Source organism: Pseudoxanthomonas broegbernensis (genome assembly GCF_014202435.1).
GTDB classification, from domain to species: Bacteria; Pseudomonadota; Gammaproteobacteria; order Xanthomonadales; family Xanthomonadaceae; genus Pseudoxanthomonas; species Pseudoxanthomonas broegbernensis.
This window is the reverse complement of the sequence record NZ_JACHGU010000002.1, coordinates 235465-255101: the sequence shown is the minus strand read 5'-3', so window position 1 is coordinate 255101 and position 19637 is coordinate 235465. Positions and strand designations below refer to the sequence as shown.

18 protein-coding genes are annotated in these 19637 nt (G+C 70.9%); 4 read left to right on the top strand and 14 right to left on the bottom strand.

Features of this window, described 5'->3' with window-relative positions:
* Positions 1 to 9 precede the first annotated feature (9 nt).
* The 5 genes from HNR76_RS04700 to HNR76_RS04680 form a co-directional block, all read right to left on the bottom strand.
* Positions 10 to 663, bottom strand: a complete 654-nt coding sequence (locus tag HNR76_RS04700; RefSeq protein WP_162311738.1) for a CvpA family protein — start codon at positions 661 to 663, stop codon at positions 10 to 12.
* 34 nt (positions 664 to 697) lie between these two features.
* Positions 698 to 1690, bottom strand: a complete 993-nt coding sequence (locus HNR76_RS04695) for an SPOR domain-containing protein (RefSeq protein ID WP_162311739.1) — start codon at positions 1688 to 1690, stop codon at positions 698 to 700.
* A gap of 63 nt (positions 1691 to 1753) precedes the next feature.
* A complete protein-coding gene (gene folC / locus HNR76_RS04690; RefSeq protein ID WP_282959743.1) occupies positions 1754 to 3016 on the bottom strand; it encodes a bifunctional tetrahydrofolate synthase/dihydrofolate synthase in 1263 nt (420 codons plus the stop codon).
* Positions 3017 to 3211: 195 nt separating this feature from the next.
* On the bottom strand, positions 3212 to 3856 hold the full coding sequence (locus tag HNR76_RS04685; protein WP_162311740.1) for a histidine phosphatase family protein: 645 nt from the start codon (positions 3854 to 3856) through the stop codon (positions 3212 to 3214).
* 104 nt (positions 3857 to 3960) lie between these two features.
* Positions 3961 to 6126: a S46 family peptidase gene (locus HNR76_RS04680; RefSeq protein ID WP_162311741.1), complete on the bottom strand. Its 2166-nt coding sequence runs from the start codon at positions 6124 to 6126 to the stop codon at positions 3961 to 3963.
* Between the two features lie 152 nt (positions 6127 to 6278).
* On the opposite strand from HNR76_RS04680, the gene tdh reads away from it, so the two are divergent.
* Positions 6279 to 7313 carry an L-threonine 3-dehydrogenase gene (tdh, locus tag HNR76_RS04675; protein WP_162311742.1) on the top strand — a complete coding sequence of 345 codons (1035 nt, stop codon included), beginning with the start codon at positions 6279 to 6281 and terminating at the stop codon, positions 7311 to 7313.
* Positions 7314 to 7461: 148 nt separating this feature from the next.
* Here tdh and HNR76_RS04670 read toward each other — a convergent pair whose 3' ends face one another.
* The 6 genes from HNR76_RS04670 to HNR76_RS04645 all read right to left on the bottom strand — a co-directional run bounded on the left by HNR76_RS04670 (position 7462) and on the right by HNR76_RS04645 (position 13847).
* The gene (locus tag HNR76_RS04670; protein WP_162311743.1) at positions 7462 to 8160 is read right to left on the bottom strand and encodes a TorF family putative porin; all 699 of its coding nucleotides are present in this window, start codon (positions 8158 to 8160) and stop codon (positions 7462 to 7464) included.
* A gap of 236 nt (positions 8161 to 8396) precedes the next feature.
* Positions 8397 to 9437, bottom strand: coding sequence for a sulfate/molybdate ABC transporter ATP-binding protein (locus HNR76_RS04665; RefSeq protein WP_162311744.1), 1041 nt, complete (start codon positions 9435 to 9437; stop codon positions 8397 to 8399).
* A 10-nt stretch (positions 9438 to 9447) separates the two neighbouring features.
* Positions 9448 to 10362: a sulfate ABC transporter permease subunit CysW gene (gene cysW / locus HNR76_RS04660; protein ID WP_162311745.1), complete on the bottom strand. Its 915-nt coding sequence runs from the start codon at positions 10360 to 10362 to the stop codon at positions 9448 to 9450.
* A 53-nt stretch (positions 10363 to 10415) separates the two neighbouring features.
* Entirely contained in the window at positions 10416 to 11228 is an 813-nt protein-coding gene (gene cysT / locus HNR76_RS04655; protein WP_162311794.1) for a sulfate ABC transporter permease subunit CysT, read from the bottom strand.
* Positions 11229 to 11331: 103 nt separating this feature from the next.
* A complete protein-coding gene (locus HNR76_RS04650; RefSeq protein ID WP_162311746.1) occupies positions 11332 to 12363 on the bottom strand; it encodes a sulfate ABC transporter substrate-binding protein in 1032 nt (343 codons plus the stop codon).
* 29 nt (positions 12364 to 12392) lie between these two features.
* Positions 12393 to 13847: an OprO/OprP family phosphate-selective porin gene (locus HNR76_RS04645; protein WP_246429010.1), complete on the bottom strand. Its 1455-nt coding sequence runs from the start codon at positions 13845 to 13847 to the stop codon at positions 12393 to 12395.
* A 168-nt stretch (positions 13848 to 14015) separates the two neighbouring features.
* On the opposite strand from HNR76_RS04645, the gene kbl reads away from it, so the two are divergent.
* Positions 14016 to 15215 (top strand): glycine C-acetyltransferase, encoded by a 1200-nt coding sequence (kbl, locus tag HNR76_RS04640; protein WP_425501818.1) that lies wholly within the window; start codon positions 14016 to 14018, stop codon positions 15213 to 15215.
* A gap of 36 nt (positions 15216 to 15251) precedes the next feature.
* Here the strand turns inward: kbl and HNR76_RS04635 are convergent, their stop codons facing one another.
* The 3 genes from HNR76_RS04635 to HNR76_RS04625 form a co-directional block, all read right to left on the bottom strand.
* Positions 15252 to 15590, bottom strand: coding sequence for a hypothetical protein (locus HNR76_RS04635; protein WP_246429009.1), 339 nt, complete (start codon positions 15588 to 15590; stop codon positions 15252 to 15254).
* A gap of 13 nt (positions 15591 to 15603) precedes the next feature.
* Complete coding sequence (locus HNR76_RS04630) at positions 15604 to 16098, bottom strand: hypothetical protein (RefSeq protein WP_162311748.1); 495 nt, start codon at positions 16096 to 16098, stop codon at positions 15604 to 15606.
* A gap of 204 nt (positions 16099 to 16302) precedes the next feature.
* Positions 16303 to 17400, bottom strand: coding sequence for an OmpA family protein (locus HNR76_RS04625; RefSeq protein WP_162311749.1), 1098 nt, complete (start codon positions 17398 to 17400; stop codon positions 16303 to 16305).
* A 498-nt stretch (positions 17401 to 17898) separates the two neighbouring features.
* Here HNR76_RS04625 and HNR76_RS04620 point away from each other — a divergent pair, with 498 nt between their 5' ends.
* Positions 17899 to 18918, top strand: a complete 1020-nt coding sequence (locus HNR76_RS04620; protein ID WP_162311750.1) for a zinc-binding alcohol dehydrogenase family protein — start codon at positions 17899 to 17901, stop codon at positions 18916 to 18918.
* A gap of 23 nt (positions 18919 to 18941) precedes the next feature.
* The gene (yczE, locus tag HNR76_RS04615; RefSeq protein ID WP_162311797.1) at positions 18942 to 19574 is read left to right on the top strand and encodes a membrane protein YczE; all 633 of its coding nucleotides are present in this window, start codon (positions 18942 to 18944) and stop codon (positions 19572 to 19574) included.
* The last annotated feature ends 63 nt before the right edge of the window (positions 19575 to 19637 follow it).

The following is a 19637-nucleotide window of genomic DNA, read 5'->3' as shown; positions in this document are numbered from 1 at the left end:
CCGCGACGGTCAATGACCGGGGTTGGACGGGGAAGGCGGCGGTGCCGCGCCTGGCGGGGCTGGGTCCCCGTCCATCGGAGCGGGCAGCGCCTCGGCGACCGACCTGGCCGCCGCGGCGGCACGCCCGAGGGCGTCCCGTTCCAGCAGCGAATTATCGCCGCTCGCCCGGCCATTGCCAAAGTCCAGCTCGTCCAGCGCCCAGGCCGGCAGCCAGCGGGCCAGCCACTGCGCGCCCGGCACCAGCACCGGCACCGCCCGCGACTGCCCCCAGGCCGGCTCCTGCGGCAGCCGGCTGAAGGCCATCAGCAGCACCAGCATGCACGCCACCAGGCCGCCACGGGCCAGGCCCAGGAACAGGCCCAGCGCGCGATCCACGCCCGACAGGCCGACCGAGGCCAGCAGCTTGCGCATGATCCAGCCCACCACGCCGGCCAGGATCATCACCGCCAGGAACGACACCACGTAGCCGCCGAGCAGTTCGGTGGCGCCGGGCTGGCCGTCGTCGCTGAACCAGAACGCCAGTTCGGCGCCATGGCGGAACGCGACCCAGCCCGCGCCCAGCCAGGCCACGACCGAGGCGACGGTGCCGACGAAGCCGCGCATCAACCCCAGCAGCGCCGAGGCGGCCACCACCGCCAGCAGCAGCAGGTCGATCGCGTTCATGCGCCCTGTCGCGCCCGCGTGCGGCGCATCGCGGTCACGGGTGCGGAACCACCATGCCGGCGCCGAAGCCGCCGGCGGCCAGGCGCGCCTTCAGTTGCTCGGCCTCGGCGCGGCTGCTCACCGGCCCCACCCGGACCCGGTTGAGCACGCCCTTGTCGGTGCGCACCGGCTGGACGATGGTGCTGAAGCCGCCCGCGCGCAGGCGCTCGCGCATGGCCTCGGTGTCGGCGGTGCCGGCGAAGGCGCCCATCTGCACCGCGAAGCCGATGCTGCTGGCGGCCGGATTAGATGTTGCGGTCGATGCGGGTGCGGGTGCGGGCCGTGCCGGCGCGGCGGTCGTCGTCTGCGCGGCGGTGGACGCGGCCGCCGGGCGCGGCGGCGTGTCCACCGGCACGACGGCCGTGCTCGCGGCGACGGTGCTGCGTCCGGGCACGGGCACGGCGGGCGCAGGCGAGGCGGCGGCCGGCGTGGACGCGCCTTCGCCGGCATCCAGCGCGATCACCTGCGCATTGACGTCGCCACGGATGCGGATGGCCTGCAGGCGCCCGGCCTCGGCCAGCGCACGGTCCGGGTAGGGGCCTACGCGCACGCGCCAGGCCTGGCGGCCATTGAGCTCGGCCGCCTCGCTGAACCCCTGCAGGCCCGACTGGCGCAGGCGCGAGAGCACCGCCTCGGCATCGCTGGCGCTGGCGTATGCACCGAAGCTGACGGCCCACTGGCCGGCCGCCGTGCCGGGATCGGTGCGCTCAGGCTCGGTCGTGGGAGCCTCGGCCTCGTCGGCGGCGGATTCGGCGGCGGGCGCCGGCGCCGGCAGCGCGCCGCCCTGCCCCGCCGGGCCGGAAGGCGGCGCCAGCAGCGGCAGCTCGCGGGTCTCGTATTCGCCCGCCGGCGCATCGGGCACGCGCATCGACACGTCGGCCACGCCGCTGTCCGGCGCCGGCCCCTGGACCAGCATGGGCAGGAAGATGACCGCCAGCGCGACCAGCACGACGGCGCCGATCAGGCGTTGTTTCAGCGGGGTGTCCATGCGGTTCGCGGCGCCGTGGGGGATAGCGCGGCGATTATAGGCCGCCCCTCCGTCGCCAGGCCGTCAGCGGCCTGAATGCAGGGCCGCCAGGGCCGCCGCGGCGGTGTGGAACGAGCCGAACACCAGCACCCGGTCGCCGGACGCCGCCAGGGACAGCGCGCGATCCAGCGCAGCGGCGACCTGCGCATCGCGGCTGCCGGCCGCGGCCGCGGTGCCGGCCAGCCGCGCCGCGAAGGCGGCCACGTCCTGGCCCCGCGCGATGCCGTCCAGGCCCGCCAGGTGCCAGCGCGATACGTGCGGCGCCAGCGTCTGGACGACCGCCGTGGCGTCCTTGTCGCCGAGCATCGCCAGTACCGCCGCGGTGCTGCCCGCGGCCGGCCGCGCCTGCAGCCAGGCGGCCAGCTCGCGCGCGGCCTGCGGGTTGTGGGCCACGTCGACCACGATCTCCACGCCGCCGCGGTCGAAGCGCTGCAGACGCCCGGGCAGCGCCGCGTTCGCCACGCCCTCGGCGAAGGCCCGCTCCGGCAATGCGGCACCCGGCAGCGCGCGCAGCGCAGCGATCGCCGTGGCCGCGTTGGCCCGCTGCGCCGGCGCGGCCAGCCCCGGCACCGGCAACAGCAGATCGGCGCCGACCTCGCGCCAGCGCCAGTGCGCCGCGTCCACCGGCTCGTGGAAGAAGTCGCTGCCCAGGCGGATGGCGTTGGCACCGATGGCGTAGGCATGGCGCAGCACGCTGGACGGCGGGTCGGTCTCGCCCAGCACCAGCGGCTTCCAGGCCCGCGCGATGCCGGCCTTCTCGTGGCCGATCGCCTCGCGGTCCGCGCCCAGCCAGTCGGTATGGTCGATGTCCACGGTGGTGACCACCGCCACGTCCGCATCGACCACGTTAACCGCGTCCAGGCGCCCGCCCAGGCCCACTTCCAGCACCGCCAGGTCCAGCCCGGCGCGCTCGAACAGCCACAGCGCCGCCAGGGTGCCGTACTCGAAGTAGGTCAGCGCGGTATCGCCGCGCGCGGCCTCGACCGCGGCGAAGGCCTGCGCCAGTGCGTCGTCGGAGGCTTCCTCGCCATCGATGCGCACCCGCTCGTTGTAGCGCAGCAGGTGCGGCGAGGTGTAGGCGCCGGTCTTCCAGCCGCCGGCGCGGGCGATGGCCTCGACGAAGGCCACCGTCGAGCCCTTGCCGTTGGTGCCGGCCACCGTGACCACCCGCGGCGCGGGCCGCGCCAGGCCCATCTGCGCGGCGACCGCGCGCACGCGTTCCAGCCCCATCTCGATGCTGCGCGGATGCTGGCGCTCGATGTAGGCCAGCCAACGATCCAGGTTCACGTCGATGCCCTCGAATCCTCGAGCCTGCGCCGGCCATCCTCGTCCCGCGGAGGGCGGCGGTCAAAGCCAGGGCCCGCAGCCAGCATGCGCCGGCCCGCGGGATGATCGGGCCACCCACGCCCACGGCGGCTGCGCGAGGGGCGGCACGGAAGCGGACGCGCCGTCCGCCCGGCGATGGCGCGGTGGCGTTTCCGGCTACAGCGCCCGGTGCTTGGCCTCGCCGAAGAACGGGGTGTGGTGGGCGCAGTCGTTCAGGCGCACCACTTCCAGGCTGTCCACGTCCGCGCCTTCGAGCAGGTTGAGCGTGGTCGGGGCCTGGCGGAAGGTCCACAGCTTGCCGATCGGCAGGCCCAGGATCTTGCACAACAGCACCCGGTTGACCGCGTCGTGCGCGACCAGCAGCAGGATGTCGTCCGCGCCCAGGCCCTCGGTGGCGCGGACCAATCCGCGCCAGGAACGGTCCAGCACCTGGCGCAGCGACTCGCCGCCGGGCATCAGCACCGTGTCCGGCTCCTCGCGCCAGGCGCGCAGGCGGGCCGGGTCCTTGTCGTTGATCTCGCTGGCCAGCAGGCCTTCCCATTCGCCGTGGGCGATCTCCTGCACGTCCGGGTCGATCGACAGCAGGCCGGTGCGCGCCTGGCCCAGTGCCAGCTCGGCGGTGTGGCGCGCGCGCGACAGCGGCGAGGCCACCGCCCGCGAGATCGGCACTTCGCGCAGTCGCTCGCCCAGCGCGCGCGCCTGCGATTCGCCCACCGGCGAGAGCGGAATGTCGATCTGGCCCTGGTATCGGCCTTCGGCGTTCCACGGCGTCTCGCCGTGGCGTGCAAGCAGGATGCGCATGGAAATCCCTGGTATCGGCAAACCGCCGCGCCGGGTGGGCGCGGCGGGGTGCGCATCATACCCGCTCGCGGCCGGCCCGTGGCCCGGCCGCCGCCGGGCCGGCCTCAGCGGGCGCCGACGCCCATCTCGCGCAGCAACTGCGGCGCCGGATAGACCTCCTGCATGATCCAGCGCATGTAGCGCTGGTCGACCGAGATCATGCGGGTCATCTTCGGATCGAACACCCAGTTGGAGCTGACCGATTCCCAGTTGCCGTCGAAGGCCAGGCCCACCAGCCGGCCGTGCGCGTCCAGCACCGGCGAGCCGGAGTTGCCGCCGGTGATGTCCAGGTCGGCCAGGAAGTTCACCGGCACCGAGCCCAGGCGCGGGTCTTCCAGGCCGCCGTAGCGCTTGGCCGCCACCGCATCGAGCAGCGCCCTGGGCGAGTCGAACGGGGCCGCGCCGGTTTCCTTGGCCACCACGCCTTCCAGAGTGGTGAACGGGGTGTACTCCACGCCGTCCCTGGGTACGTAGCCGGTGACGTTGCCGAAGGTGATGCGCAGCGACAGGTTGGCGTCCGGGTAGACGAAGCGGCCCTGGCCGTTCTTGTAGTCGGCCAGCGCCTGCAGGTAGACCGGGCGCGCGGCCAGGTTCTGCCCGGCGCGGGTCTTGCGCTCCTGTTCCAGTTGCAGCAGGGTCGGCATCACCGCCACCGCGTACTGGATGGCCGGGTCGTCGCTGGACTCGAACGCGTCGCGCTCGGCATCCATCCACTTCAGGCGTTCCTCGGTGCCGCTCAGCCGGGTGCCGGCCAGGCGGTCCAGGGCGCGCTGGACCGCGGCCGCGTCGCCGCCGCCCAGCCAGGCGTCCACCGCGGCCACGCGCTGGGCGGCCGGCAGCTTGAGGTACTCGTTGAGCCAGTATTCCTGCAACTGCCGATCCATCGCCGGCACGTAGCGGCGCTCGAGCTGCTTCAGGCCGCCCTCGATCGCCGGCAGGTCGCGCTGCTGGTAGCCGGGCTCGCGCTCGGCGTCGGGCTTGGCGCGCTCGATCGCCAGGCGGTAGAGCTGGGTGGCCGAGCCGAGCACGGCGGTGTTGTTGAACATGCCCAGCGCCAGGTCGCGCTCGCGCGTGGCCTTGGACTGCTCCAGCAGCGCCACCAGCCGGTCGTGCGCGGCCAGCGCGGCAGCGCCCTTGCCGCCCTGCCCCTTCAGCCAGGCCAGCACCGCCGCTTCCTCGGCGTGCTTCTGCCCGGCCGCGTCGATCCGGCGGAAGCCTTCGAGCTGGCCGGCGTAGTTCTTGCTGGTGTTGTTCCAGCCGGCCATGGTGCTGGCGTACTTCACCTGGATGTCCGGGTCCTGCTTGCCGGCCTCGCCGACCAGGGCGATCAGCTCCCGGTAGTGGCGGGCGATGGTGGGATAGGTCCATTGCGCGGTGTTGTCGAACTCGGCGGCCAGCGCATAGCGGTTGGTCGAGCCCGGGTAGCCGGCCACCATCACGAAATCGCCCGCGCCCAGCGGCTGCTCGGCGAGCGTGAGCCAGTGCCTGGGCTTGTACGGCACGTTGTCGGCCGAAAACGCGGCCGGCTTGCCGTCCTTGCCGACGTAGGCGCGGTAGAAGGCGAAGTCGCCGGTGTGGCGCGGCCACATCCAGTTGTCGATGTCGCCGCCGTACTTGCCCACGCTGCCCGGGGGCGCGTAGGCCAGGCGCACGTCGCGGATCTCCAGGTTCTTGAACAGGCGGTAGACGTTGCCGCCGGAGAAGCTGTACAGGCGGCAGCGGAAGCCCTCGTCGGCCTCGCATTGCGCGACCAGCTTCTTCTCGAAGTCCTCCAGCGCGCGGGTGCGGCCCAGCGCGTCGTCGCCGGCGGCGGCGATGGCCGCCTGCGCCCGTTCGGTCACGTCGGTGATCTGGTCGAGCACGAACACGCGCGCGTTGGGCCCGGCGCTGAGTTCGGCGGCCGGCGTGGGCGCGTTGAATCCCTGCTCGATCAAGTTGTCCTGCGCGGTGGAGTTGAGCTGGATGGCGCCGTAGGCGCAGTGGTGGTTGGTCACCACCAGGCCGTTGGGGGAGACGAAGCTGGCGGTGCAGCCGCCCAGCGCCACCACCGCGCCCATCGGATCGCCGGTCAGGTCGGCCAGTTGCCGCGGCGACAGCTTCAGGCCGGCCTTCTCCAGCGGGCCGGCGATCTGCGGCAGTTGCTGCGGCACCCACATGCCCTCGCCGGCATGGGCGGCGGGAACGGCGGCCAGGACCGCCAGGACGGAAACGGAGAGCAGACGCAGGCGCATGGCGACGGTTCCATGTGAAATGATTTCCCCATTCTAGCCACGCCCGGTCCGGGGCGCCCCATGACCGATGGCCTACGGCCGCACCGCGGCGGCATCACGCCAATGGTTTCTCGAGCAACATACAATGCCGCTTTCCCCGCCGGAGACCGACGATGGCCGGTACGATGAGGGCGCTGGTCAAGCGCGAGGCCACCAGGGGCCTCTGGATGGACGAGGTGCCGGTGCCCATGGCCGGCCCCAACGAGGTGCTGATCCGGGTCGAGAAGACCGCCATCTGCGGCACCGACCTGCACATCCACCTGTGGGACGAGTGGGCGCAGCGCACCATCCGCCCGGGGCTGGTGATCGGCCACGAGTTCGTCGGCCGGGTGGCCGCGCTGGGCCCGGGTGCGTCCGGCTACCGCATCGGCCAGCGCGTGTCGGCCGAGGGCCACATCGTCTGCGGCCACTGCCGCAACTGCCGCGGCGGGCGCCCGCACCTGTGCCCGCACACGCAGGGCATAGGGGTCGACCGCGACGGCGCCTTCGCCGAGTACATCGTGATGCCGGCCTCCAACCTGTGGCCGATCCCCGACCCGATCCCGTCGGAGCTGGCTGCCTTCTTCGACCCTTGCGGCAACGCCGCTCACTGCGCGCTGGAGTTCGACGTGGTCGGCGAGGACGTACTGATCACCGGCGCCGGCCCCATCGGCATCATCGCCGCCGGCATCTGCAAGCACATCGGCGCGCGCAATGTCGTCATCACCGACGTCAACGACTTCCGCCTGAAGCTGGCCGCGGACATGGGCGCCACCCGCGTGGTCAACGTGGCCGACGCCTCGCTCAAGGACGCGATGGCCAACCTGCACATGGAAGGCTTCGACGTGGGCCTGGAGATGAGCGGCAACCCGCGCGCGTTCAACGACATGCTCGACTGCATGTACCACGGCGGCAAGGTCGCCCTGCTCGGCCTGCTGCCCAAGGGCTCGGGCGTGGACTGGGACCGGATCATCTTCAAGGGCCTGACCGTGCAGGGCATCTACGGCAGGAAGATGTACGAGACCTGGTACAAGATGACCCAACTGGTGCTGTCCGGTTTCCCGCTGGGCAAGGTACTCACCCACCAGTTGCCGGCCGAGGCGTTCCAGCGCGGCTTCGACCTGATGGAACAGGGCAAGGCCGGCAAGGTGGTGCTGAGCTGGCACTGAGCCGGCGGCCGGGAGCCGTTCGCGCATCGCGCTGGCGATCGGTCTACTCCAGGGTGCGAATATTCCAGGGTGAGAATGGGGGAAAGGCGCCTTGCGGCGCCTTTCCCGTGTTGCGCTTGCCGCCTCGCCGGCGCGGAATCCGCCCGGCTCAGTTGCCCAGGCTCAAGGTCAGCACCAGGCGGTCGTCGGCCAGGTCGCCGAAGATGTCGCGACCGTTGCCGTCCACGCCGTGGTAGCCCAACGCGGCGGTGAACAGGCCCCAGCTCTTGCTGACGCCGATGTTCCAGTCCACGTAGTTGTCCGAGTAGGCGCTGTCGAACTTGCTGTAGCCCACCCCGGCATCCAGGCTGAAGTCGTTGGGCAGGCCCCAACTGGCGCCGCCGGCGAAGTACCACGCGTCGGTGTCCGAGCCGCCGAAGTCGTTGCTGTAGGCCACCGTCAGGCGGTAGGTCTCGGCGAAGGCGGCGGTGGCGGCCAGCTCGTTGAAGTTCAGGTCGGCCGCGCCCGGATAGCTGTAGCGGTTGAGCAGGACGTCGAAATTGACCGACTCGCTCAGATCGACGTTGTAGCCGACGAAGTAGTCGACCTCCAGGTCGGGATCGCCGGGACCGAAGTCCACGCCCGAACCCCAGACGCCGGCATACACGCCGCTGGACGAGGTATAGGTCAGCCCGGCCTGGGCGGTGGGGTTCTCGTCCGACTGCGAGGCACCGCGCCAGACGTAGTCGGAAACGGCCGCGACGGACCAGGTCAACGGCGAGGCGGCCTCGTCGGCCTCCTGCGCCAGCGATGCAAAGGGCAGGGCGAGAAGCGCAATGGCGAGCGCAGCGAGCTTGAACGGCTTCATCCGGGGGTTCTCCAATCGGTGGGGGTGGGAGCGGAACCATGGGCCCTTGCCGCTCTCCACCCATGGTTCCAGCGAACGTTTAACCCGGCCGGCATTGTCCGTGCAACAAATTTTTAATGTTTGCACCAACCCAGTGCGGGCGCCCCCGAATGGGGCAGCGTATGCACCACGCCGCGCCATTTATCGGCCTCTGGAGAACCCGTCGCCTTCGTCCCGGTCCGCGTCCCGCGCGTTCTTCAGCCCGCCGCGAAGGTGCCGTATCGGGCCGGCGCCAATCGCACCTGGCTGCCGGGCGGATGCGCCGCCTCGGCGTCCACCGGCAGTTCCAGTTCCACTTCCTCGTCGGTGCCGCCGAGCAGGCGCACGCGCAGGCGCACGCGCGGGCCGCTGCGCTGGCTGCCCAGCACCAAAGCCGGCCAGCCGCCCTCACCGATCCTCAGGTCCTCCGGCCGCACGTACAGGTCCACTTCCGCCGCGTCCGGCGTCGCCGCGCCGGCCGGCAGTGCCAGTCCGGCGACCTCGATGCGGTCGCCGCGGCGGCGGCCGCGCAGGCGGTTGACCGCGCCGACGAACGAATACACGAACGGCGAGGCCGGTCGGTCGTAGGCTTCGGCCGGCGTGGCCAGTTGTTCGATCCGGCCGCCGTTGAGGATGGCCACACGGTCGGCCAGTTCCAGCGCTTCCTCCTGGTCGTGGGTGACGAACACGGTGGTCACGCCGGTGCGGTCGTGCAGTTCCCGCAGCCAGCCACGCAGGTCGCGCCGCACCTGCGCGTCCAGCGCGCCGAACGGCTCGTCCAGCAACAGCACGCGCGGCTCGATGGCCAGCGCGCGGGCCAGCGCCACGCGCTGCCGCTGGCCGCCGGACAACTGCGCCGGATAGCGCCCGCCCAGGCCCTGCAGTTGCACCAGCGACAGCAGTTCCTCGACCCGCCCGGCGATCTTGGCCGCCGGCCAGCGCTCGCGCCGGCGCCGCACCTTCAGGCCGAAGGCGATGTTGTCGGCCACGGTCATATGCCGGAACAGCGCGTAGTGCTGGAACACGAAGCCCACGCGCCGCTCCTGCACGCCCAGCCGCGAGGCATCCTCGCCGCCGAACAGGACGCGGCCGCCGTCGGCGTGCTCCAGGCCGGCGATGATCCGCAGCAACGTGGTCTTGCCCGAGCCGGACGGGCCGAGCAGGGCCAGCAGTTCGCCCTCGCGGATCTCCAGGCTGATGTCCTCCAGCGCGGCGAAGGTACCGAAGCGCTTGTACAGGTGTTCGATCTCGATCGACATGTCGTCTCCTTCAGCGGCGGTGGCCGGTGGCCAGGGATTCGCCGTGGCGCCATTCCAGCCAGGTCTTGAGCACCAGCGTGACCAGCGCGGTCAGCGCCAGCAGCGAGGCGGTGGCGAAGGCCGCGCTGTAGGCGTATTCGTTGTAGAGGATCTCCACGTGCAGCGGCAGCGTGTTGGTGCGCCCGCGGATGTGGCCGGACACCACCGACACCGCGCCGAACTCGCCCATCGCCCGCGCCCCGCACAGCAGCACGCCGTACAGCAGGCCCCAGCGGATGTTGGGCAGGGTCACCCGCCAGAACGTCTGCCAGCCACCGGCGCCCAGGCTCAGCGCCGCCAGTTCCTCGTCGCTGCCCTGCTGCTCCATCAGCGGCATCAGCTCGCGGGCGATGAACGGGAAGGTCACGAACACCGTGGCCAGCACGATGCCGGGCAGCGCGAACACGATCTTCGGCAACTGCAGGTGGAACTGCCCCAGCAGCGGCACGCCAAAGGTCCAGCCCTCGTCGATCAGCGGCCAGGCCCAGCCGTGCGCGCCGAAGATCAGGATGAACAGCAGGCCGGCCACCACCGGCGAGACCGCGAACGGCAGGTCGATCAGGCTGACCAGCCAGCGCTTGCCCGGGAAGCTGTGCTTGCTCACCGTCCAGGCCGCGGCCACGCCGAACACCAGGTTCAGCGGCAGCACGATGGCGGTGACCAACAGGCTCAGGCGGATGGCGGCCAGCGCGTCCGGCTCGCGGATCGCGGCCAGGAACGCCGCCGCCCCGCCGCGCAGCGCCTCGGAGAACACCAGCAGCAACGGCAGCAGGAGGAAGGACAGCAGGAAGCTCAGGGCCAGCAGGATGAGCAGCCACTGCACCCAGCGCGGCTCGGTGGTCGGCGAGGCCGGCCGGGCCGCGCTGCGGGTCGTTGCGTGTTGCATGGGAAACTCCAGTGCATCCAGGGCGAGGGCGCCGGTGGATCGGTCGGCCATCGTCAGCTCCCTCCCCTGCGCCCGCCGCGCGCCAGGCGCGACTGCAGCGTGTTGATCAGCAAGAGCAATGCGAACGACAGCAGCAGCATCGCGGTGGCGATGGCGGTGGCGCCGGCGTAGTCGAACTCCTCCAGCTTGATGGTGATCAGCAGCGGCGCGATCTCCGACACCTGCGGGATGTTGCCGGCGATGAAGATCACCGAGCCGTACTCGCCCACGCCGCGGGCGAAGGCCAGGGCGAAGCCGGCCAGCACCGCCGGCCACACCGAGGGCAGCACCACCCGGACCACGGTCTGCCAGCGGCCGGCGCCCAGGGTGGCCGCGGCCTCCTCCAGTTCGCGCTCGGCCTCGGCCAGTACCGGCTGGACCACGCGCACCACGAACGGCAGGCCGATGAACACCAGCGCCACGATGATTCCCAGCGGGGTGTAGGCGACCTTCACTCCGACCGCCTCCAGCCAGCGGCCGATCCAGCCGTTGGGGCCGTACAGCGCGGTCAGTGCGATGCCGGCCACCGCGGTGGGCAGCGCGAACGGCAGGTCGATCACCGCGTCGAACAGGCGCCGGCCCGGGAAGCGGTAGCGCACGAACACCCAGGCCACCAGCGTGCCCATCACCGCGTTGAACGCGGCCGCCACCAGCGCGGTGCCGAAGCTGATCTTCAGCGCCGCCAGCACGCGCGGCTCGGTCCACGTCCGCCACAACCCATCCCACCCCAACTGTGCCGAATGCAGGAACACCCCCGCCAGCGGAATCAGCACGATCAGGCCGAGCCAGGACAGCGTATAGCCCAGGCTCAGGCCGAAGCCGGGCATCACCCGGCGCCCGCGCACGGCCACGCCGCCCGAAGGCGGCGTGGCGATCGCGGGACCCGTTGCCGCCGCGCTCATCGCGGCGTCCCGTGAAGCAGTGCCATCGTCACCTCTTCGCCTGCTGGATGCGGTCGAACTCGCCGCCGTCGGCGAAGTGCTTCTTCTGCGCCTCGGCCCAGGAGCCGAACACCCCGTCGATGGTCACCAGCTCGACCTTGGGGAAGCGCGCGATGTCCTTCGGGTCGGCGTGCTGGGGATGGCGCGGGCGGTAGTAGTGCTTGGCGGCGATGCGCTGGCCCTCGGGCGAATACAGGTATTCCAGGTAGGCCTGCGCGACCTCGCGGGTACCGTGCCGGTCCACGTTCTTGTCCACCAGCGCCACCGGTGGTTCGGCCAGTATCGACAGCGACGGCACCACGATGTCGAATTTGTCCGGGCCCAGTTCCTCGATCGACAGGAACGCCTCGTTCTCCCAGGCCAGCAGCACGTCGCCGATGCCGCGCTGGACGAAGGTGGTGGTCGAGCCGCGGGCGCCGGTATCCAGCACCGGCACGTTGCGGAACAGTGCGGACACGAAGTTGCGGGTCTTGGCCTCGTCGCCCTTGAAGATCTTCAGCCCGTAGGCCCAGGCGGCCAGGTAGTTCCAGCGCGCGCCGCCGGAGGTCTTCGGGTTGGGCGTGATCACCGATACGCCCGGCTTGAGCAGATCGTGCCAGTCGCGGATGTTCTTCGGGTTGCCCTTGCGCACCAGGAACACGATGGTCGAGGTGTAGGGCGCACTGTTCTCGGGCAGGCGCTGCTGCCAGTTGGCCGGGAACAGCTTGGCCCGCTCGGCGATGGAATCGATGTCGTAGGCCAGCGCCAGGGTGACCACGTCGGCCTCCAGGCCGTCGATCACCGCGCGCGCCTGCTTGCCCGAACCGCCATGCGAGGCCTCGATCGTCACCTTCTGGCCCTTGGCCTTCTGCCAGTGCTCGGCGAAGGCGGCGTTGTATTCGCGGTAGAGCTCGCGGGTGGGGTCGTAGGAGACATTGAGCAGCTTGGCGTCCTTGGCCGCCGCGCCCGCCGCCATGGCCAGGCAGAACGCGGCGGCGAGCAGGCGGAAGGCGGATTTGCGGTAGCGGGTGGAGATGTTCATGGGCTTGGCTCCGTTTGCGTGGGAGTAGGTCAGAACGCGACTTGCAGGCGGGTGAACACGGCCTTCTCGGTGGGACGGTCGGCGCCGCCGGCCGCGCCGCCCTCGAACCCGGTCTGCAGGTAGTTCACGACCAGCTTGAGATTGCTGTTGAGGTACCAGTTGACGCCGGCCACCCAGGCATCGGCCTTGCGCGCGGCCACCGCCGGGTCGGCGAACAGGGGGAAGGCGCCATCGTCCACTTCCAGCTCGCCATAGCGCGCCACCACTTCCCAGGCGCCCCAGCCGCCCTTGCCCGGGTTGAACGACCGTGCCGGCTTGGCCACGCCGCGGTAGCCGGCGTCCTCGCCGGTCAGCACCCAACTGGCGGTGGCCTGCCAGGCGGTGGTTTCCAGCTCGGCGGTGGCGCCGTCCACGCGCAGTTCCTGGCTGGAAGAAGCGTATTCGGCCAGCAGGCCGAAGCTCCCGCGATAGAAATAGCCCTGCGGGGACCAGCGGGTACGGCGGCCGTCGGCGGCCACGGCGCTGCGGTAGTTGAAGAACTGCGACTGGCCCGGGGTGCGGTAGCGCGGCAGGAAGTTGTTGCCGGCGCCCTCGACGTCGCCGATGCTGCCGCCGATGCCGAAGCCCAGCCCGGACCAGAAGCCGCCGCTGCCCTTGAGCGGCTCGACGAACACCCGCCCGGCGTACTCGAAGTTATCGTCCGGGTTGCTGGTCACCGCGTCGCGGCCGTCGACGGTGCCGTTGAACACGCCGATCGCATAGCCGACCTTGCCGCCGGCCACCTCGCCCTGCAACTGCACGCCGATGTCGCGGTTGGGGTTGAGTTCGCTGACCAGCGCGCGCTCGATGTCGGGCAGCGACGAGGACGACTGCAGGCGCTCCAGGCCGACCGGCGAGGTGAACTTGCCCACCCTCAGGGTGGCCGCCGGGGAGAATTTAAGGTCGGCGTAGACGTCGACGATGCTGGCGCTGTCGCCGGCGAATTCCGGGGTGAAGCGGTAGCCGATCCACTTGCCCAGGGTGCCTTCGATGGTCGGCCGCGCGGTGCGCAGCAGGAAGGTGTCGTTGGCGCCGGCCGGTGCGCCGCTGCCGAAGAAGCGGCCGTCGCCCTGCAGCAGGCCGCGGATCTTGACCTCGTAGCCGCCGTCGCCGGACTTGAACGAGGCGCCCTTGTCGTTGACGGTCACCACCGCCGCCTCTTTCTCCTTGGCCGTGCGGACCTCTTCCTGCAGTTCCAGGTTGCGCTCCAGCGCGCGCAGGCGCTGGTCCAGGGCGGACAGGTCCAGCGGCTGGCCGTCGACGGTGGCCGTCCCGGCGCCGCCAAAGCGCTGCTCGAGCGCCTCGAGCCGGCGCTGCAGCTCATCCACCGTCGGCTTCTTGTCCTGGGCCAGGGCAGGAGCCGCCAGCGCGCAGGCCAGCGCCCCGGCCAGCCAGAACATCTGCCTCCCGCCGGCACCGCGCCCCTCGTTGCGTCGCAGTTGCATTGCTCGTTTCCTGGTGGTGGCCGATCGGCCGGTGGGCAAATAGTCCCTATTCAGTTTCGGCTCGGGAAATGACTTGACGGCGGATTCTTATAGCGAACGCGCATGAAGGCGGGCCGGGCACCACCCCGGGTAGACTATCTTTTTCCCTTTGCAGTTAAGGATTTGCGCATGTCCGAAGCCGCCCTCGCCCGCTACGCGGCGCAGTTGCAGGCCCTGCGCGCGGAGGGCCTGTTCAAGGCCGAGCGCATCATCACCGGCCCGCAGTCGGCGCGGATCGCCCTGGCCGACGGGCGCACGGTGCTCAATTTCTGCGCCAACAACTACCTGGGCCTGGCCGACCACCCGGACATCGTCGCCGCGGCCAAGGCCGCGCTGGACTCCCACGGCTTCGGCATGGCCTCGGTACGCTTCATCTGCGGCACCCAGGACCTGCACAAGCGCCTGGAGCGGACCATCGCCGAGTTCTTCGGCACCCAGGACACCATTCTCTATGCCGCCTGCTTCGACGCCAACGGCGGCCTGTTCGAGCCGCTGCTGGACGAGCGCGACGCGATCGTTTCCGACGCCCTCAACCATGCCTCGATCATCGATGGCGTGCGCCTGTGCAAGGCCAAGCGGTACCGGTACGCCAACTGCGACATGGCCGACCTGGAGAAGCAACTGCGGCAGGCCCGCGCCGACGGCGCCCGCACCGTCATGGTCACCACCGACGGGGTGTTCTCGATGGACGGCTTCATCGCCCCGCTGGACGAGATCGCCGCGCTGGCGGACAAGTACGACGCCCTGGTCCACATCGACGAATGCCATGCCACCGGCTTCCTCGGCGCCACCGGCCGCGGCTCGGCCGAGGTCAAGGGCGTGATGGAGAAGATCGACATCTTCACCGGCACCCTGGGCAAGGCCATGGGCGGCGCGCTGGGTGGCTTCACCACCGCCCGTGCCGAGATCGTGGAACTGCTGCGCCAGCGTTCGCGCCCCTACCTGTTCTCCAATTCGCTGCCGCCGCACGTGGTGGCCGCCGGGATCGAGGCGTTCGAGATGCTGGCCGGCGCCGACGAGCTGCGCGCGCGCCTGCGGGACAACACCGCCTACTTCCGCGAGCGGATGGGCGCGGCCGGCTTCGACCTGAAACCCGGCACCCATCCAATCTGCCCGGTGATGCTGTACGACGCGCCGCTGGCGCAGCGCTTCGCCCGACGGCTGCTGGAGGAAGGCATCTACGCGACCGGCTTCTTCTATCCGGTGGTGCCGCAAGGCCAGGCCCGCATCCGCATCCAGATCAGCGCGGCGCACACCCGCCCGCAACTGGACCAGGCGATCGACGCCTTCGTCCGCGTCGGCCGCGAACTGGGCGCCCTCTCCGGCTGATCCGTGCCCCCGATCCGTGCCGGCGTACCGCGCGGTCTATTTGCGGAGGTGCCGCGCAGGCACGCCCTTGGCGATGCGGATCCCGCGTGCCTTCATCCAGGCATCGAACTGGTCCGCGCTCATCCCGCGCCCGTCCTGTTGCATGTCGAAGCGATAGTCCAGCGGATCTTCGCTGCGGACGACCACCCCCTCCCCGGCCGCGGGCCGGTCCTTCGCTGGAGCGCAGGCAGCGATCAGGCCCAGGGCGACCCATGCCTGGAGGAAGCGGATCGAAGGCACCAGGGCAGCTTCCCCCGCGATCGCCCCCTCCCCGTGCCGTGCGCGCCGGCGCGCCGCGCCGGGCCGATGCCCTGCTCGCGGCACGCGCAGCGTCATCGTCGCGGAGCGATCATTCCGTGGCGGCCGGTGCCACGGGCGCTTCCGCCGGCGCCGCGCTCGGCGCGCCCTTGGCCACGCGCACGCCGCGCGCCTTCATCCAGGCGTCGAACTCGTCGGCGGTCATGCGCTTGCCCCCCTGGCTCATGTCGAAGCGCCAGGGCGTGTTGTCGAATTCGGTCTGCGGCTTGTAGGCGGCCGGATCGTCCGGGTTGGCCGCCACAGGTGCGGCCGGCAATGCCTGGGCGACGTTGCGGCAACCCTCGATGCGCAGGCGCAGCAACACCCGGTCCAGGGACTGCGAAGCATCGCTGGCCGGGGCCAGCACGCCCGAGGGCATCCCCAGTTGCGAAGCGCGCGCGCCCAGTTCGGGCGCCACCGGCGCCACCACCGTGGACGGCAGTTGCAGGGGCTGCGGCACGGCCGATCCGGAGCAACTCACCGCGGCGGTGGCAGCGGCCGGGGCGAAGGTGAGGGCCAGCAATCCGGCCACGGCGAAAGCGTGCATGGGCATGGGTCTCCAGGACAGTGACCGAGTGTAGGCAGCGCCATGGACCGATTCAAGGACGACGCGCGTGCATCGGCCGATGCATGCTGCAGCGCGTCGCCTGCGAAGGCGCATCGGCCCATGCGGGCCTTGCATGGCCGGCACAAAAAAACGGGGCCCGGCATTGCCGGGCCCCGCGTTCACTCGACCGCGAGCGGACGTCACTCAGTTCTGGACGTTCAGCTCGGTGCGACGGTTCTTCGCGCGGCCTTCCGGATTGTCGGAACCATCCGGGTTGGCGTTCGGAGCGATCGGGCGGCTCTCGCCGTAGCCCACCGGGCCGACCAGACGCGAACCGCTGACGCCGTTGTTGGTCAGGTAGTCGTACACCGCCTTGGCGCGGCGCTCGGACAGGGCCTGGTTGTAGGCATCGGTACCCTTCGAGTCGGTGTGACCGGCCACTTCCACGCGCAGATCCGGGTAACGCTTCAGGATCTCGGTGGCCTCGGACAGGATCGCGACCGCGTCGGGACGCAGGGTGGACTTGTCGAAGTCGAAGTTCACGCCCTTCAGGTCGATGGAGACCGGCACCGGGCAACCGTCCGGACCGATCGCCTGGCCGGCCTGCGAGCCGGGGCACCTGTCGTCGCAGTTGTTGACGCCGTCGCCGTCGTCGTCCAGGTCCGCGCAGCTCGGCGCGACCGGAGCCGGAGCCGGCGGCGGGGCGGAGACCGGAGCCGGGCCCAGCGGGATCACGATGCCGACCGAAGCCAGCACGTCGCCGAACCAGTCCTCACCCGCACCGCCGACGCTCTGGTCGTCGAAATCGCCGCGGTAGGCCAGCTCGGCACGGACGGCGGCGCGCTGGTTGAACGTGGTCTGCAGGCCGACGCCGACCTTGGCGGCCAGGTTGCCGTCCTTGCGCTTGCCCGGCGAATCCGGGTTCGGGAACCTGTCGAACTCTTCTTCCGAGCGCTGGTAGCCGACGCCGAACAGCAGGTAGGGATTCCAGCCGCGGGCTTCGTTGATGAAGTGGCGGCGGAAGTCCAGCGACACGCCGTATTGGCTCCAGTTGAGGTCCTGGTTGGCCTCGAAACCGGGGTTCTGGTAGTTCAGTTCGCCATCGACCGACCAGCTCGGGCTGATGAACTTGCCCAGGCCCAGGGTGCCGAACAGCGCGTCTTCGGTGCCGCGGTCGTTGTCCTGCACGTTGAAGCCGACCGCGCCGGTCAGGTACCAGCGGTCGTCGAACTCCTGCGCGGAGGCGAGCTGCGAAACGGCGAGGCCGCCGATCAACGCAGCAGTCAGAAGTTTCTTGTTCATCTATAGCTCCTTGATGATTCAGGGGGATCGAAGAAACCTTCGGGTGCCTCAGGGTTCTCGTATATAGACATCGCTGCTTGCGGCAGCGGACATCCCTGACGGCCGTTCTGTCACGTCGTCGCCGCGAAGGGTAGGCGGGACCGGGTGAAGACGGCGTTAACAGTACCATAACATGTGAAAATCGCCGGGCCTGGTGGAGCCATCCAGCTCGCCCGGCAAGCTTTCGTTCACCTAGCGATGCGCTGCCGGACCGGTGTCGTGCCGGCGCCTCCGCACGCTTGCCGACCATGACCCGCCAGGCCAGCGACTGGCGCGGCAGCACGGACGCGTCGCCCGCATCGACCCGGAGCCTGCGATCCCGGACGAGGCCGGAATCCGGCACCTTCGGCAAGGCATGAAGGCGCGCCTGCACCTGCCTCAAGGACCGTTCCGGGCCGGATCGCGGAGCGACCCGATGCGTATGATGGCCGGCGTCCAGGCCGCAGAACGGAGCCGCCCATGAAGGCCATCGCACTGACCCGCTACCTGCCCATCGACGACCCGCTCTCGCTGCAGGACGTCGAGCTGCCGCAGCCGGTGCCGGGCGACCTGGACCTGCGCGTGCGGGTGGAGGCCGTCTCGGTCAATCCGGTGGATACCAAGCTGCGTGCGCCCAGGCCGCAGGTCGAGGCGCAGCCGCGAGTGCTCGGCTTCGATGCCGCCGGCGTGGTCGAGGCGGTCGGTCCGGGCGTCACCCTGTTCCGTCCGGGCGACGAGGTCTACTACGCCGGCGACGTCACCCGGCCCGGCTGCAACGCGCAATACCACCTGGTCGACGAACGCCTGGCCGGTGCCAAGCCGGCCACGCTGGATTTCGCCGCGGCCGCGGCATTGCCGCTGACCACGCTCACCGCCTGGGAGCTGCTGTTCGAGCGCATGCCCTTCGACTTCGACGCCGACAATGGCGGGCGCTGCCTGCTGGTGATCGGCGGCGCCGGCGGCGTGGGCTCCATCGCCATCCAGTTGGCGCGGCACGCCGGCTTCACCGTGGTGGCCACCGCCTCGCGCCCGCGCAGCAGCGACTGGTGCCGGTCGATGGGCGCCCACCACGTCATCGACCACCGCCAACCGCTGGCGCCGCAGGTGCGGGCATTGGGCCTGGAGGAGGTGCATGCCGCGATCAACCTGGCCGACACCGACCGGTACTGGGACGAACTGGGCCAGTTGCTCGCACCGCAGGGCCACGTGGGCCTGATCGTCGAGCCGGCCGGCCCGCTGCGCATCGGCGATCCGTACAAGGCCAAGTGCATCGGCATCCATTGGGAGTTCATGTTCGCCCGGCCGCGCTTCCGCACCCCGGACATGATCGAGCATCACCGCATCCTGGGCCGGGTGGGCAGCCTGGTGGAGGCCGGCGAGCTGCAGGCCACGCTCGCGCAGGTGCTCGGGCCGATCGACGCGGCCGGCCTGCGCGAGGCGCATCGGCGCCTGGAGTCGGGGACCGTCATCGGCAAGCTGGCACTGGCCGGGTGGCCGTGAGCGAGCCCGCGATCACGCGCCGGATGCCGGAGTCCAGCGCGCAAGCCGTCCCGCCGGTTCGGCTGCCGGCACGCCTGCTGCAACTGCTGCTGGGGCTGTTCCTGTTCGGCATCGCCTCCTCGCTGATGATCCGGGGCGGCATCGGCATCGCGCCCTGGGATGTGCTGGCCCAGGGCGTGTCGATCCGCAGCGGGCTTGCGTTCGGCCTGGTCACCAACCTGGTCGGGATCGCCGTGTTGCTGCTGTGGTGGCCGCTGCGGCAGAAGCCGGGCCTGGGCACCGTACTGAACGCACTGCTGATCGGCCCCAGCGCGCAATGGGGGCTGTGGCTGATTCCCGCGGCGACCACGCCGGCCGGCCGGCTTTCGCTGTTCACCGCGGGCCTGGTGTTGCTGGCGGTCGGCACCGGCCTGTACATCGGCGCGCATTTCGGGCCGGGCCCGCGCGACGGGCTGATGACCGGCCTGAACGCGCGCACCGGCCAGCCGATCTGGCGGGTCCGCACCCTGCTGGAGACGTCGGTGCTGGCGGTGGGGTGGTGGCTGGGCGGCGACGTCGGCTGGGGCACCCTGGCCTTCGCCCTGCTGATCGGGCCGCTGTGCGGCATCGCCCTGCCCCTGTTCGACCGCGGCCCGCGCCCGGCGCAGGCACGCTGATTCCGTCCCGGCTTGCCGCCTGCGCGGTTTCGCGGCAGGCTGGCCTCATTCCGTACGCCTGCG